Here is a 15,177-nt window from a genome sequence, read left to right as displayed (position 1 = left end):
CGGTCAGCCGGTCAGCGCCCGGACGTCCCACAGGTGCCCGCCGGGCACGTCCCGGCCGGGGCCGAGAAGTGCGTCCAGCGTGGCGCGTACCGGGTCGGCCGGCGTCGAGTCGGCCTGCACCAGCGCCGCCGCCCGCCAGTGCCGCAGGTCGGCGACCGCCTGCCGGCGTTCCGCGTCGCCGACCGGCGGCACCTGGCCGGTCTCGGCGGCCCGGCGCAGCAGCAGCGACGTGGGCCGGTCCGGCGCGCCCCAGCGGGCGGCCGGGTCGTCCGCCGAGCGCGGGCCGATGAAGTAGCCGCCCGGCGCGTCGAACGCCAGCGCGGTGCGCGCCGACCAGAACATGGCCGGGCTGACCGCCGCCCCGGTCACCGGCGGCACCGGAACCAGCGTGCGGCCCGCCGGCACGTACGCCTGCCAGCCGCCGCCGGACACGACGGCCGGGACCGGCGCGACCGGCACCGTGCGGATCGGGGTCGGCGCCAGCGGCAGCAGCGCGGCGGCGACCGCGCCGGCCCACGGCGCCCAGGCGCGCACGGCGCCGTGCCGGACCCGGTCGACTGCGAGCGCCAGCAGCACCCCGAGCACCGGTACGCACACCAGCGCGAAGCGCGCCGGCACCACCAGGTCCAGCAGCGGCACCCCGGCGAGCAGACGGTACGGGCCGGGCAGTCCGGTGTCGTCGCGGTTCACCACCACCGAGGCGCCGAGCGACAGCGCCGCGAACAGCAGGCCGCACGCGGCGAGCGCGCGTACCAGCGGCCGCCGCCACAGCCGTACCACGACGAGCAGCGCCAGCAGCGGCAGGAACGGGCCGAAGAACGAGTTCTGCTCGGTCGGGTTCGGCGACAGCAGCCCGGCCCGGTGCGCGTCTCCGGCAACTGTCTGCCGGGCGGAGGCGACGAACGAGACCAGGTCCAGCCGGTAGCCCCCGGTGTGGAACGGCATCCCCCGGTAGTGGCCCGGCCCGGCGAACTGGAACCACAGCGGGTACGCCAGCAGCACGCCCGCCACCAGCGCGCCGATGCCAAGCCGGCGGGCCACCACCGGCGCCAGGCGACGCGCGGCGGCCCGGTCGGCGAGCGCGTACGCCCCGGCGAACACCCCGGCGGCCAGCGCCAGGAAGACGAGCACCTCCTCGCCGAGGAACACCTGGTACGCGACTGCGAGCCCGAGCAGCACGCCGTCGCGGCGTACCCGGTCGGTGGCCGGGCGGAACACCAGCGCGAGGATCACCGGCACCAGGAACTGGGCGGCCATGTGCAGGTGCGCGCCGGCCTGCGCCACCATGCCCGGGGCGAAGCCGCAGACCAGGCCGCCCACCGCGGCGGCGGCCCGGGAGCGGACCAGCCGGCGGGCGAGCAGCGCGTACCAGGCGGTGGCGGTGCCGGCGAGGCTGATCGTCACGGCGACGAGGAACGCCGCCTGGGAGCCGAACGCGACGGTGACCGGGGTGAGCGGCACGCCCAGCCCGAGCACCGACGTGTTCGCCATCAGGTTCACCCCGTCCGGGGCGTTCAGCGCGGCGCTGTGCAGCAGGTTCTCGCCGCCGGTGACCGCGCGGGCGGCCCGGGCCAGCATCCACTCGAACAGGATCTGGTCGCCGGCCTGGTGGAACAGCCGTTCCGGGCGGCGCCACTGGTCGCTGGTGAGCAGCACCGCGAGCGCGAGGTAGCCGGCCACCACCAGCGCGTCGACCGGCCGGCGGCGGGGCGCGGGAGCGGGAGCGGGAGCGGGCTGCTCGGGTGCGGTCAGGCGGGCCGGCTGGTCAGTTTCCGCACGTCCCACAGCCACACGTCCAGCTCCTGCCGTCCGGGCCCGACCAGTTGCTCCACCGTGCGGCGCAGCGGCTCGGCGTTCTGCTCGGCCAGCGGCAGCACCACCACCGCCGCGTTCCAGTGCCGCAGCTCGTCCAGGTAGCGGCGGCGCTGCCGGTCGTCGAGCTTCGGCGTCCGGCCGGTGGACGACACCTCCCGCAGCATCTCGCCGATGCCGCTGGGCCGCCCGCCGAAGCGTCCCGGGTCTCCGGTGACGCCGTTGCGCGGGGCGAGGAAGTAGCCGCCGGGGATCTTGAAGTCGAGGTTGGTGCTGGCCGCCCAGCGCATCGGGTCGGTGTTGCCCATCGCCGGCACCGGCACGGACACGAGCGTCTGGTCCGGGCCGACGTACTGCCGCCACCGGTCGGCGGTGATGAACTTCGGCACCGGCTCCCGGGTGGTGACCCGCAACGGCATCGGCGCGATCGGCAGCAGCGCGAGGATCAGGCCGGCGGCGGTGAGCTTGCGGGCCGTCCGCCGGTCCACGCCCCGCAGCGCCCAGGCGCGGCGCACCGCGTACGCGAGCAGGATCGCCACCGTCACGCTGGTGATCAGGCCGAAGCGGGTGGGCACCACGGCGTCCAGCAGCGGCAGCCGCACCAGGAACTCCCACGGCCCGGTGACGAGTTCCCGGTCCCACCAGGAGATCCGCTCGCCGAGGGAGAGCACGGCGAAGAACAGCCCGGTCGCGGCCAGCGCCCGGACGATCACGTCGCGCCGCAGCCAGATCACGATGCCCACGGCAATCAGCGACAGGCTCCAGCCGAAGAACGCGTTCTCCTCCGAGTAGTTCGGGGCGAGGTTGACGTTGGCGCGCTCGTTGCCGCCGAACGTGGGCGAGCCGGGGGCGAAGTACGCGGCGATGTCGTTGCCGTAGTCGCGTACCGCGTCGCTGAGCCCGTGGTACGCCATCGGGCCGGCGAACTGCACATACAGCGGGTACGCCAGCAGCGCGCCGGCCAGCGCCGCGCAGACCGCCAGCCCGGCGCCGAGCGGACGCCACGCGGTCGTCCACCGCTCGCGCTGCTGCACCACCACGGCGATCAGGAACACGCCCAGCGCGAGCGCGGTGAAGAGCAGGATCTCCTCGTTGATGAACGCCTGCGCGGTGACCAGCAGCGCCAGCAGCACGCCGTCGCGCACCGGCCGGGTCGAGCGGGTCAGCACCAGCACCCGCCACACGATGAACGGCAGCAGGAACTGGCTGATGATGTTCGGATGCCAGTTGGCGTGCGACAGCATGGCCGGCGAGAACCCGCAGAACCAGGCCGCCACGGCGGCGGCCGGGCGGTGCCGGATCACGTGCCGGGACAGCACCCGGTACCAGGCGGCGGCGGTGCCGGCCAGGCCGAGCGTGACCAGCGTGACGAAGGAGACCGCCGGTCCGAACAGGAGGGTCACCGGCACCATCGGGATGCCGAGCGCCAGGATGGCGGTGTTCGCCATCAGGTTGACGCCGTCGGGGTAGTTGAACTGCTCGGTGAAGAACGGGAACTCGCCGTGCAGCACCACCCGTACCGAGTGGGCCAGGAAGAACTGCACCTGCGCCGGGTCGCTGCTGTAGAGCGCGGCCACCCGCCCGGCCGGGTCGGCCCAGATGCCGCTGGTCACCCAGATCGCGGCGAGCAGGAATCCGCCGTACACGATGAGGTCGATCCGGCGGCGGGTCCACCGCCACCGGCGCACGCGCCGCGCGCCCGGCGTGGCCGGCGCCTCGGGCTCGGCCGGCGGTTGCGGAGGTGTCGTGGTCGCCGGCTCCGGCTCGGCGACGGTGACCGGTGGTGGATCAAGGGTGACGGAGCGGTGGCCCGTCGGGGCGGCGGCGTCCGGCGTCGAGGCGCCGCGGGTCTCGGCAGGCGTCACAATCGGCGGAGTCTACCGGAGCCGGATATTGATACCCGAATCGCCCGTCACGTTCCGCAGTGGTCACTCGACCGAAAGGGTGAGCCGGGCGCGGCCGGGCGGCGGGCCGTCTCGTACCATGTGGGCTTCCGACCGACGACCGGCGAGGGGATCAGGGTGCTTTCAGCCCGCCGAAGCGCTACGACGGGCACCGCGCTGGCAGCTCTGCTGCTGGTCACCGCGGGTTGCGGACCGATCGCGGACCGGAAGCCGGCGGATCTGCGGGTCGGCTACGACAGCCTGGACGGCAACCTCGCGGTGTGGCCGCCGCGCGGCAGCCTGGCCGGCGACGCGGCGGCGACCGCCGCGATCACCACAGCGGTACGCGAGTGGCGCTCCCCGGTGGACGACCGGGTACACGTGCCCACCTCCGGCATCCTCTTCTCCGGTCAGGTGGCCGGCTCCGCGCTGGCGCTGGTCGCCGCCGATGTGCCCGGTGACGCCGCCTCCTGGCTGCTGCAACTCGACCGGGACGGGCAGCGGTGGCGGGTGGCCCACGCCACCGAGTACACCGATCCCGGCTACCTGGTCTACTCCGACGTGCTGCCGGTGCGCGACCCGGACGGCCGCCGCTACCTCACCTCGGCCCGCGTCGCACGCCTGCTCGGCCCCGACGGCAAGGCCGTCGCCAGCACCGACGGCGTCACCGAGCCGGTCGCCGTGCCGGACTGCCGGGCCGTCGAGCTGACCGCGGCGCTGCGGCCCACGACGTCACTGCCGCGCGGCAAGGCCGCGGACCGCGTCCTGGACCTGGGTACGGCCACCGAAGCGCCCCGCTACCCCCTGGTACGCGACGACACGGGCGCCGGGAAGCGCGCGCTGACCGGGCTGGACACCTGCGTGCTGGCCGGTGAGCGGGGCCCGTTCGGCAGTGTGCCGCGCCGCATCGGCGACCGGGACGCGCCCCGTTCCGCGCCGGAGTCCTGGCCGATGGCGAAGATCGCCACCCGTTCGCTCGGCTCGGTGGCGCTCGGCGACGGGGAGCCGGGCGAGTTGGAACAGTTGAGCTGGGACAGTCCCAGCGGGACGATGACCGCGGTGGTCTACCGGCCCGCGGACGGCGGCACGCCGGTGGTCTCCCCCGCCGACCGGTCCACCACGCTCCAGGCGTACCACCTGCCGATGCCCGGCCGGCCGCTGGCGGTGCTGAGCTGGCGTACGGGCGAGGTGTCGTTCTCCGCCCCGCCCGGCACCACCCGCCTGGTGGACCGTCCCGGCCTGGTGGTCGTCGAGCACACCGAGCAGCGGCAGACGTTCAGCCTGGCCGGCACCGAGAAGACCTGGTACCGCTCCCTCCCCACCCCGTAACCCCGCCGTGGTCCCCGTCGATCATGAACTTGACGGCGACAAACCGGACACAATCCACGGCCAACCTCATGATCACCCGACTGGCTCGGTGATCAAGGAGTTTGTGTCGTCCGGGAGGCTCTCCACGCACCCAAACTCCTTGGTCAACAGGGCAGGCCAGGGCGGGGCCAGGGCTGGAGGGACTCGGCGATCTTGCAGTGAGGGCCCCGCCGATCAGGGCAAAACCGGCAACCTCGGGGTCGGAAGTGCAAGATCGACGGGTTCAGGGCGGGCTGAGGTGAAGGTGAGGGCTAAGCGACGGGCTAAGGGTGGGTCAGCTGCATGCCTACGTAGGGGGTTCGGGCCGGGCCGGGGCGGGAGGTGCCGTCGGGGCGCCAACCGTGGCGCGTGTAGAACGCGCGGGCCCGGGTGTTGCGCTCCCACACCTCCAGCACGCCCAGCACCAGCCCTTCGTCCGCCAGGTGCCGCACGAACATCGCGTGCAGCGCGCCACCGACGCCTCGGCCCCAGAGTCCCGGATCGACGTGGATCTGGTAGAGCTGCGCGGTCGTCCGCGGATCCAGGTCGGACGAGTGCGGCGGACCCATGGCCAGCACCCCGGCCAGGACACCGTCCACGATGGCGACTCGCACCTGCTTGCGCGCCGAGGTGATTGCCGCCGCCCAGCCCTCCCGCTGCTCCCGAGCCAGCTCCGGAGTGAGGATCTCCTCGGTCGGCAACCCACCGGCCCCGTAGTAGGCGACCCGCGCCCGGCTGTGCAACTCGACGATCCCCGAAAGATCCCCGAGCCCGGCCTCCCGAATCTCCACCGCCCCTCCCTCGACACAAGACATCCAGCGATCTTGCGGTTGCGGCCCTCCCTTATCGGGCGAAGCCGACATCAGGAGGGCCGCAAGTGCAAGATCGACGCGGGCGGGCGGGCGCGACGGAGAGCGGGGTCAGCTCTGGGCTCGGGCTCCGTTCGCGGCCGGGTCGACCGGGGTGGCGTCGAGGCTGGAGATCCAGCCGGTGACGTCGCGTGCCACGTCCTGCGCGGTCAGCCGCAGGTCGGCCAGGATCTGCGCGCGGCTGCCGTGCGGGTGCCAGTCGGCCGGCACGCCCATGTCCTTCACCGGTACGCGGACGTCCGCGTCGCGCATCGCCTGCGCCAGCGCGGAGCCGACGCCGCCGATGCGTACGCCGTCCTCCACGGTGACCACGAGCCGGTGCGCGGACGCCAGCTCGACCAGTTCGGCCGGCACCGGGCGCACCCAGCGCGGGTCGACCACAGTCACGCCGTACCCCTGCTCGGCGACCCGGGCGGCGACCTCGACACCGAGGCCGGCGAACGAGCCGACCGCCACCAGCAGCACGTCGGTACGCGCCGACTCGGCCAGCACGTCGACCGGGCCGACCCGGCGTACGGCCGGCAGGTCGGCGGCGACGGTGCCGGTCGGGAAGCGCAGGATGGTCGGGCCGTCGTCCACGGCGATCGCCTCGCGCAGCTCCTCACGCAGCGTGGCCGAGTCGCGGGGCGCGGCGATCCGCAGGCCGGGCACCACGCCGAAGACCGACATGTCCCAGATGCCGTAGTGGCTGGGCCCGTCCGGGCCGGTGATGCCGGCGCGGTCCAGCACGAACGTGACGGGCAGCTTGTGCATCGCCACGTCCAGCAGGACCTGGTCGAACGCGCGGTTGAGGAACGTGGCGTAGACCGCCACCACCGGGTGCAACCCGCCCATGGCTAGGCCGGCGGCGGAGGTGGCCGCGTGCTGCTCGGCGATGCCCACGTCGTAGACCCGCTCCGGGTACTTGCGGGCCAACGTGGCGATGCCGGTGGGCTCGGCCATGGCGGCGGTGATGCCGACCACGTCGGGCCGCTCGTCGGCGATCGCGACCAGCTCGTCGGCGAAGACGTTGGTCCACTTCACCGACGGCACGGCGAGCAGCTTGCCGGTCTCGGCGTCGAACGCGCCGGGGCCGTGCAGGCAGTCGGCCTCGTCGTCCTCGGCGGGACGGTAGCCGTAGCCCTTGCGGGTGACCGCGTGCACGATCACCGGGCCGCCGAAGTTCTTGGCCGCGCGCAGCGCCGCCTCGACCGCCGGCACGTCGTGGCCGTCGACCGGGCCGACGTACTTGATGCCGAGGTCCTCGAACATGGCCTGCGGGGCGACCGCGTCCTTGATGCCCTTCTTGACCGCGTGCAGCACCTCGTACATCGGCTTGCCGACGAACGGGGTGTTGCCCAGCGCGTCCTTGACCGTGTCGAGCACCTTCTCGTAGCCGGGGTTGAGCCGCAGCGACGACAGGTGGTCGGCGAGGCCGCCGATGGTCGGCGAGTAGGACCGGCCGTTGTCGTTCACGACGATCACCAGCGGGTTGCCGGCGGTGGCGATGTTGTTCAGCGCCTCCCAGCACATGCCGCCGGTGAGCGCGCCGTCGCCGACCACGGCCACCACTGAGCGCTTCTCGCCGCGCAGCGCGTACGCCTTGGCGAGGCCGTCGGCGTACGACAGGGCGGTGGAGGCGTGCGAGTTCTCGATCAGGTCGTGCTCGCTCTCCGCCTGGCTGGGGTAGCCGGAGAGGCCACCGCGCTGGCGGAGCTTGTCGAAGCCCTCCTGCCGGCCGGTGAGGATCTTGTGTACGTACGCCTGGTGGCCGGTGTCGAAGAGGAGCCGGTCGCGGGGGGAGTCGAAGACCCGGTGCATCGCCAGGGTCAGCTCGACCACACCCAGGTTGGGGCCGACGTGGCCGCCGGTGCGGGAGACCTTGGCGATCAGGAAGTCACGGATCTCGGCGGCGAGGATGTCCAGCTGCTCGGCGGTCATCCGCTTCACGTCCTGCGGGCCGCGGACGGTGCCCAGCAGCCGACCGTGGTTGGCCGTGCCCTCTTCAACACTCATGACCGGAGAGTCTATCGGCCGCGCGACAGTCCGCAGCCCGGCCGTGCATCGACCCAGGTCAGGCGTCGACCACCAGCCGCCGGGGCGCGGGTGGGCGCGGCGCGGCGGCGGACGGGCCGGCCGGCGTCCAGGAGCCGAGCACGGCGGCCCGGGACGCGCCGGTCACCGACGGCACCGCGCCCGGCAGGCCGTGCCAGGACAGCCAGCCGAGCAGCGCGAACGCGTACGCCTCCTTGGCCTGGGCCGGTATGCCCAGCTCGTCGGTGGTGCGCAGCCGCCAGCGTCCCACGCCCAGCGCGGCCAGCCGCGCCCGGAGTGTGGGATTGCGCACTCCCCCGCCGGCGGCCACCACCTCGGTGACCCGGTGCCGGTCGCAGGCGTCGGCCACCGTGCGGGCGGTCAGCTCGGTGAGCGTGGCCAGCACGTCGTCGGCGGCCACCGGCTCGCCGAGCGCGGCCAGCGCGGCGTCCACGTAGCCGCCGTGGAACAGCTCCTTGCCTGTCGACTTGGGCGGCGGCGCGGCGTAGTACGGCTCGGCGAGCAGCCGGGCCAGCAGCGCCTCGTGCACCCGCCCGGCCGCGGCCCGCGCTCCGTCGACGTCGCAGGGCCGGTCCAGGAAGCGCCGGGCGGCGGCGTCCAGCAGCGCGTTGGCCGGGCCCACGTCGTACCCGAGGACGGGCGCGCCGGGCGCGACCACGGTGAGGTTCGCGATCCCGCCGAGATTCAACGCCGCACGTGGGCCGGCAGCCGGGTCGAGCAGCAGCGCGTCGAACGCCGGGACCAGCGGCGCGCCCTGGCCGCCGGCCGCCACGTCCGCCGAGCGCAGGTCGTGCAGCACGGGTACGCCCACCCGGGCGGCCACCCGGGCCGGCGCGCCGAGCTGGAGCGTGCCGCGCACCCGGCCCGCCTCGACCCAGTGGAAGACCGTCTGCCCCGGCGACACGACCGCGTCGGCAGCGCCCCCGGCCAGCTCGACGCCGGCCGCCGCCGCCTCGGCGAACACCTCGCCGAGCCGGTTGTCCAGCCGGCAGACCGCCTCGATGGTGGTGGCCGCCGGGGGCAGCAGCGCGCTGATCTCGGCCCGCAGGTCGTCCGGGTACGCCAGCTCGCGGTGCCCGAGCGGCCGCAGCCGCAGCGTGTCGCCGGCGGCGGTGAACTCGGCGGCCACCACGTCCACGCCGTCGTAGGACGTGCCCGACATCAGCCCGACGATGCGCAAGGAAGGGCCCCTTCTTAACGGATCCGGTAGTAAAAGGGCCCCTTGTTAACGCGCGGGGCCGGGGCCGTGCGCGGGCAGGAACAGGCCGACCAGCTCCGCGTGCTGGGTCATCGGGAACAGGTCGTACCCGCGCAACTCGGCCAGCCGCCACCCCGCCTCGCGGAACGTGCGGACGTCCCGGGCGAAGGCGGCCGGGTCGCACGCCACGTACGCGACCGCGCGCGGCCCGGCGGCCACCACGTCGCGGACCACCGGCGCGCCCGCGCCGGAGCGCGGCGGGTCGAGCACCACCAGGTCGACCGGGCCGGTGATCCGGCGCCGGGCCAGCGCGGTCTCCACCCGCGCCGCGACCACCTCGACGCCGCGCAGGTCGGCGAGGTTCTCCCGGGCCGCGGCCACGCCGTCCGGCGCGGACTCGACGAGCGTCACCCGGGCCCCGTCGACCCGTTCGGCGAGCGCGGCGGCGAACAGCCCGGCGCCGCCGTACAGGTCCCAGGCCGTCTCGCCCGGTTGCGGGTCGAGCAGGTCGAGCACCGCGCCGGTCAGCGCGTCCGCCGCCGCCGGGTGCACCTGCCAGAACCCGGAGGCGGGCAGCGTGAAGGACCGCCCGGCCGCCGTCTCCCGGACCCGCTCCGGCCCGCTCACCGCCGTCGGAACCCCCTCGGCGTACGCGACCACGGCGACGTCCCCGCCGGTGCTGGCGACGGTCTCCACCGCGTCGGCGTCGGGCCAGCGGGCGCCGGTCGGCGGGAGCACCGGCAGCCCCTGGATCGCCGGGTGCGCAATCAGGCACCGCTCGATCGGCACCACCTCGTGCGAGCGGTGCTTGAGCAGCCCGGCCCGCCCGGCCGCGTCGACCGCGTAGCGGACCCGGGAGCGCCAGCCCAGCGGCCCGCCGGGCAGCGCCTCGACGCGTACGCCGAGCGCGTCGATCTGCTCCGCGGTGAGGCCGCCCAGCCGGGTGAGCTGCTCGCGCACCACGGCGAGCTTCCAGTCGAGCTGGGCGGCCGGGGCGACGTGCTGGAGGTCGCAGCCGCCGCACCGGCCCGGCCGGGCGTACGGGCACGGCGGGGCGACCCGGTCCGGTGCGGCGTCCAGGATCTCCACCGCGTCGGCGCGGGCGAAGCCCCGGTGCAGCTCGGTCACCTCGGCGATCACCCGCTCGCCGGGCAGCGCGTGCCGGACGAAGACCACCTGCCCGCCGACGCGGGCCACGCAGTGCCCGCCCGGCGCGACCGCGTCGACTGTCAGCTCGACCCGCTCGGCCTCCTCCAGCCCGGGGCGTTCCGCCGTCGGCACCGGACCGGGACGCTCGTCGGCGCTCACGGCCGCTCCTCCCGCTCGGCGGAGGGCGCGGACGGCGTGGAGGGCGCGGACGGCGCGGACGGGGTGGACGCCACCGGCGGCGGCAGCGTGCTCTGCGGCGCCACCCGGGGGCCGCGCGCCGGACCCCGGCTGAGCGTGGCGTCCAGGCGGTCCAGGTTCTTGCTGGCGGTGGAGGCGAGCTGCCAGGGCACGCTCGTCACCATCACGCCCGGCTCGAACAGCAGCCGCCCCTTGAGCCGCAGCGCGCTCTGGTTGTGCAGCAGGTTCTCCCACCAGCGCCCCACCACGTACTCGGGAATGAAGACGGTGACCACGTCGCGCGGCGACTCCCGGCGCACCGACGCGACGAAGTTGAGGATCGGCCGGGTGATCTCCCGGTACGGGGAGTCGATCACGGTGAGCGGCACCGGCAGCTCGCGGCGCTCCCAGTCGGCCTGCAGTTCCCGGGTGTCCTGCTCGTCCACGTTCACGGTGACCGCGGTGAGCGTGTCCGGCCGGGTCGCCCGGGCGTACGCGACCGCCCGCAGCGTCGGCTTGTGCAGCTTGCTGACCAGCACGATGGCGTGGTTGCGGGCGGGCAGCACGCCCCGCTGCTCGGTCGGCTCCAGCTCCTCCGCGACCCGGTCGTAGTGCCGGCGGATGCCGAGCATCACCACGTACATCACCGCCATCGCGACGATCGCGATCCACGCCCCGAGCAGGAACTTCGTGGCCAGCACGATGACCAGCACCACGCCGGTCATCACCATGCCGAACGTGTTGATCGCCCGGGAGCGCAGCATGCGGCGGCGCGCCTCCGGGTCCCGCTCGTTGCGAAGGTGCCGGTTCCAGTGCCGGATCATGCCGGCCTGGGAGAGCGTGAACGAGACGAACACCCCGACGATGTAGAGCTGGATGAGCTTGGTCACCTCGGCCTGGAAGCCGATGATCAGCACCACCGCGAAGACGGCCAGGAACAGGATGCCGTTGGAGAACGCCAGCCGGTCGCCTCGGGTGTGCAGCTGGCGCGGCAGGTAGCGGTCCTGCGCGAGGATCGAGCCGAGCACCGGGAAGCCGTTGAAGGCGGTGTTGGCGGCCAGGAACAGGATCAGCGCGGTCATCCCGGCGACCACGTAGAGCAGCACCGAGCCGCCGCCGAACACGGTCTCCCCGAGCTGCACGGTCACCGTCTTCTGCACGTAGTCGACCGGGCCGGAGACGATCTGCGTCCTCGGGTCCTCGACGAACTGCAGGCCGGTGAGCCGGGACAGCCAGATGATGCCGACCAGCATGGTGACCGCGATGCCGCCGAGCAGCAGCAGCGTGGTCGCCGCGTTCTTCGACTTCGGGGCCTTGAAGGCGGGTACGCCGTTGGAGATCGCCTCCACGCCGGTGAGCGCCGCGCAGCCCGACGAGAACGTGCGCAGCAGCAGGAACACCAGCGCGAACCCGGTGACGCTGTGCTCGGCCTGGATCTCCAGGCCGGCGCTCGGCGCGCGCAGGTCGTCGCCGAGCACGAAGACGCGGACCAGCCCCGTCAGCAGCATGCCGCCGATGACGATCACGAAGCCGTACGTGGGGATGGCGAAGGCGGTGCCGGACTCGCGCAGGCCGCGCAGGTTGATCGCGGTGAGCAGCACCACCGCGCTGACCGCGATGAGCACCTTGTGGGTGGCCACGAACGGCACCACCGAGCCGAGGTTCGCCACGCCGGAGGAGACCGAGACGGCGACGGTGAGCACGTAGTCGACGAGCAGCGCGCTCGCCACCGCCAGGCCGGCCTTGGGACCGAGGTTGACCGTCGCGACCTCGTAGTCGCCGCCGCCGGAGGGGTAGGCGTGCACGTTCTGCCGGTAGCTCGCCACCACCGTCAGCATGACCACGACCACCGCGAGCGCGACCCACGGCGAGAAGAAGAACGCCGAGGCGCCGGCGATGGACAGCGTCAGGAGGATCTCGTCCGGCGCGTACGCCACGCTGGAGAGCGCGTCGGAGGCGAAGACCGGCAACGCGATGCGCTTCGGCAGCAGCGTGTGCTGCAGGCGGTCGGACCGGAACGGTCGACCGAGGAGGAGTCGCTTCAGCAGCGAGGTGGGTCGGGCCACAACCGCCAAGCGTACGACCACCTGGTGCCGGGCGCGGGGGTGGTCGATCTCCGGCCTGCGCGCCCGCGCGGTACGGTTCGGTCCCCCGTCCCGTGGAGGGACGTGGCAGGCTCGCAGGCGACGGGTCGGCGGGCGGCGCCGTGGGAGGAGCGGACACCGTGCATGTGGTGATCATGGGCTGCGGCCGGGTCGGGTCGACCCTGGCCCACAGCCTGGAGTCGCGCGGCCACTCGGTGGCGGTGATCGACCAGGACGCGGACGCGTTCCGCCGTCTCGGGCCGGACTTCGCCGGCATCACCGTGACCGGCGCGGGCTTCGACGGTGAGGTGCTGCGCCAGGCCGGCATCGAGCGGGCCGACGCGTTCGCGGCGGTCTCCAGCGGTGACAACTCCAACATCATCTCGGCCCGGCTGGCGCGGGAGACGTTCGGCGTGTCCCGGGTCGCGGCCCGCATCTACGACCAGCGCCGCGCGCAGGTCTACGAGCGGCTGGGCATCCCCACCGTGGCGACCGTCCGGTGGACGGCCGACCGGATGCTGCGCCACCTGGTCCCCGAGGGCAACGTGGAGATCTTCCGCGACCCGACCAGCACCGTGTCGATCATGGAGGTGCCGGTGCACAAGGACTGGATCGGCCGGCCGCTGCGGCAGCTGGAGCAGGCCGCCGGCGCCCGGGTGGCCTACCTGAACCGGTTCGGCATCGGCACCCTGCCCACCGCCTCCACCGTGGTGCAGGAGGGCGACCAGGTCTTCATGCTGGTGACCGACGACATCAACGGCCCGGTCACGTCGGTGGCGGCGGCGCCGCCGGAAGGGGGGCACTGAGCCATGCGGATCGCCATCGCCGGCGCCGGCAACGTGGGCCGCTCGATCGCCCAGGAGCTGATCGACAACGGCCACCAGGTGATGCTGATCGAGCGGCAGCCGAAGATGCTGCGGCCCGACCGGGTGCCCGCCGCCGACTGGGTGCTCGCCGACGCGTGCGAGCTGGCCAGCCTGGAGGAGGCCGATGTGGCCGGGTGCGACGTGGTGGTCGCGGCCACCGGCGACGACAAGGTCAACCTCGTGGTGTCGCTGCTGGCCAAGACCGAGTTCGCGGTGCCCCGCGTGGTGGCCCGGGTCAACCGGGCGGAGAACGAGTGGCTGTTCACCGAGCAGTGGGGCGTCGACGTCGCGGTCAGCAAGCCGCGCGTGATGGCGGCGCTGGTCGAGGAGGCGGTCACCGTCGGCGACCTGGTCCGGCTGATGACGTTCCGGCAGGGCGAGGCGAACCTGGTCGAGATCACCCTGCCGCCGACCGCGCCCTACGTGGGGCAGGCGATCCACGCGGTGCCGATCCCCCGGGACGCGGCGCTGGTGGCGATCGTGCGCGGCAAGCGGGTGCTGGTGCCCACCCCGGACGACCCGATCGAGGCCGGCGACGAGCTGGTGTTCGTCTGCACCGCCGCGGTGGAGGACGACGTACGCGCGGTGATCCTCGGCCCGGCCAGCGCGGACCGCCACCGTTCCTGAAGCGGCCTCAGGCGCCCGGCAGCGGGGTGGGCGCGCCCTCCCGGGTGACCCGGCGCACCACCCAGACGGTGATCAGCAACAGCAGCGCGTACGGCGGGTAGCCCAGCGCGAGCCGGGCCACGCCCAGCGCGGTGTCCTGGTGGGCCAGGTAGAGCCCGGCCTGTACGCCCACCTTGGCCAGCCACACCACGCCCCACAGCACGGTGAGCTGGGTGAAGGTGCGGACCAGCCTGGGGTCGTCGCGCCACTCGGAGCGGCCCTTGGCGACCAGCACCGACCAGATCCAGCCGACCAGCGGCTGCCGGATCGCGGCCGAGAGCAGCAGCGCCAGGCCGTAGCCGATGCCGTAGAGGATGCCGGGCAGGTAGAAGTCGCGCTCGTCGCCGGTACGCAGGGCCAGCAGCGCGCCGATGCCGACGCCGAACAGGCCGTTCACCGCGTGCCGCACCGGCTTGCGCTGGGCCAGCCGCAGGCCGGCGATCAGCAGCGCCACCGCCACCGAGGCGTACACGGCGGGGCGCAGCTCGCCGATCACGTTGGCGACCACGAAGACCACCACCGGGATGCTCGACTCGACCAGCCCGCGCCATCCGCCGAGCTGGTCGGCCATCTGCTCGGCGAGGCTGGGCAGCCGCTCCTCGTCCTGCGGGCCGAGACCCGACGGGGTGTGCTGCTGTCCGGTCGTCACTTCGGCGACTCCAGCTCGTAGTACGGGTTGTAGATCACCTTGCGGTCGTCACGCACCGCCACCCGGCCGCGCGCGGTCAGGTGCCGGCCCGGCTCGATCCCGGCGATGTGCCGACGGCCCAGCCAGACCAGCGTGACGACGTCGGTGCCGTCGTAGAGGTCCGCCTCCAGCGTGGGCAGGTTCGTGCGCGGCGTGTAGACGACGGTGCGCAGCCGCCCGGCCACCGACACCACCTGGCCCCTGTTGCACTGGCGGGCCGGCGTGCCGCCGGACTCGGCGCTCTCCCGGCGCAGCTCCTGCGCCTCGATCTCGGCCTCGCTGGCGGTGAGCCGGTGCAGGAGCCGCCGCAGCGACCCCCGGCTCTCGTCGGTCGTCATGACCTCCGCGTCACCCTCTCCACAGCGGGGCCCCGCTGGTGGCGGAACCGTCCCGCCAGAGTACGC

12 protein-coding genes are annotated in these 15,177 nt (G+C 74.0%); 3 read left to right on the top strand and 9 right to left on the bottom strand.

Translation table 11 applies throughout. The features are described from left to right. Positions 1-3 precede the first annotated feature (3 nt). Entirely contained in the window at positions 4-1,791 is a 1,788-nt protein-coding gene (locus J3R08_RS07650) for a hypothetical protein (protein ID WP_209960489.1), read from the bottom strand. Next, complete coding sequence (locus J3R08_RS07645) at positions 1,749-3,500, bottom strand: hypothetical protein (RefSeq protein ID WP_280841730.1); 1,752 nt, start codon at positions 3,498-3,500, stop codon at positions 1,749-1,751. The genes J3R08_RS07650 and J3R08_RS07645 overlap by 43 nt, the downstream gene beginning before the upstream one ends. Before the next feature lie 333 nt (positions 3,501-3,833). Here J3R08_RS07645 and J3R08_RS07640 point away from each other — a divergent pair, with 333 nt between their 5' ends. Then, complete coding sequence (locus tag J3R08_RS07640) at positions 3,834-5,024, top strand: hypothetical protein (protein ID WP_209960485.1); 1,191 nt, start codon at positions 3,834-3,836, stop codon at positions 5,022-5,024. A gap of 302 nt (positions 5,025-5,326) precedes the next feature. Here the strand turns inward: J3R08_RS07640 and J3R08_RS07635 are convergent, their stop codons facing one another. The 5 genes from J3R08_RS07635 to J3R08_RS07615 all read right to left on the bottom strand — a co-directional run bounded on the left by J3R08_RS07635 (position 5,327) and on the right by J3R08_RS07615 (position 12,535). Further along, positions 5,327-5,833: a GNAT family N-acetyltransferase gene (locus J3R08_RS07635; protein ID WP_233514555.1), complete on the bottom strand. Its 507-nt coding sequence runs from the start codon at positions 5,831-5,833 to the stop codon at positions 5,327-5,329. 129 nt (positions 5,834-5,962) lie between these two features. Further along, the gene (gene dxs, locus J3R08_RS07630) at positions 5,963-7,906 is read right to left on the bottom strand and encodes a 1-deoxy-D-xylulose-5-phosphate synthase (protein WP_064447144.1); all 1,944 of its coding nucleotides are present in this window, start codon (positions 7,904-7,906) and stop codon (positions 5,963-5,965) included. A gap of 58 nt (positions 7,907-7,964) precedes the next feature. Continuing rightward, positions 7,965-9,125, bottom strand: a complete 1,161-nt coding sequence (locus J3R08_RS07625) for an anhydro-N-acetylmuramic acid kinase (RefSeq protein ID WP_209960483.1) — start codon at positions 9,123-9,125, stop codon at positions 7,965-7,967. A gap of 45 nt (positions 9,126-9,170) precedes the next feature. Then, positions 9,171-10,451, bottom strand: a complete 1,281-nt coding sequence (locus J3R08_RS07620; RefSeq protein WP_209960481.1) for a class I SAM-dependent RNA methyltransferase — start codon at positions 10,449-10,451, stop codon at positions 9,171-9,173. After that, on the bottom strand, positions 10,448-12,535 hold the full coding sequence (locus tag J3R08_RS07615) for an APC family permease (RefSeq protein WP_043325667.1): 2,088 nt from the start codon (positions 12,533-12,535) through the stop codon (positions 10,448-10,450). Before J3R08_RS07615 ends, J3R08_RS07620 begins: the two co-directional genes overlap by 4 nt. A 158-nt stretch (positions 12,536-12,693) precedes the next feature. Here J3R08_RS07615 and J3R08_RS07610 point away from each other — a divergent pair, with 158 nt between their 5' ends. Together J3R08_RS07610 and J3R08_RS07605 are read left to right on the top strand one after the other, a co-directional pair. Then, positions 12,694-13,359 carry a TrkA family potassium uptake protein gene (locus J3R08_RS07610; protein WP_043325668.1) on the top strand — a complete coding sequence of 222 codons (666 nt, stop codon included), beginning with the start codon at positions 12,694-12,696 and terminating at the stop codon, positions 13,357-13,359. Between the two features lie 3 nt (positions 13,360-13,362). After that, positions 13,363-14,046 (top strand): TrkA family potassium uptake protein, encoded by a 684-nt coding sequence (locus J3R08_RS07605; protein ID WP_043325670.1) that lies wholly within the window; start codon positions 13,363-13,365, stop codon positions 14,044-14,046. 7 nt (positions 14,047-14,053) lie between these two features. Here the strand turns inward: J3R08_RS07605 and J3R08_RS07600 are convergent, their stop codons facing one another. Together J3R08_RS07600 and J3R08_RS07595 are read right to left on the bottom strand one after the other, a co-directional pair. After that, positions 14,054-14,734: a DUF3159 domain-containing protein gene (locus J3R08_RS07600; RefSeq protein ID WP_043325672.1), complete on the bottom strand. Its 681-nt coding sequence runs from the start codon at positions 14,732-14,734 to the stop codon at positions 14,054-14,056. Next, positions 14,731-15,111 carry an OB-fold nucleic acid binding domain-containing protein gene (locus J3R08_RS07595; protein ID WP_043325675.1) on the bottom strand — a complete coding sequence of 127 codons (381 nt, stop codon included), beginning with the start codon at positions 15,109-15,111 and terminating at the stop codon, positions 14,731-14,733. The genes J3R08_RS07600 and J3R08_RS07595 overlap by 4 nt, the downstream gene beginning before the upstream one ends. Positions 15,112-15,177: the final 66 nt, after the last annotated feature.

It is taken from the genome of Micromonospora sp. HB375 (assembly GCF_017872985.1).
Classification (GTDB): domain Bacteria; phylum Actinomycetota; class Actinomycetes; order Mycobacteriales; family Micromonosporaceae; genus Micromonospora; species Micromonospora chalcea.
This window is presented reverse-complemented; position numbering and strand designations above follow the sequence as displayed.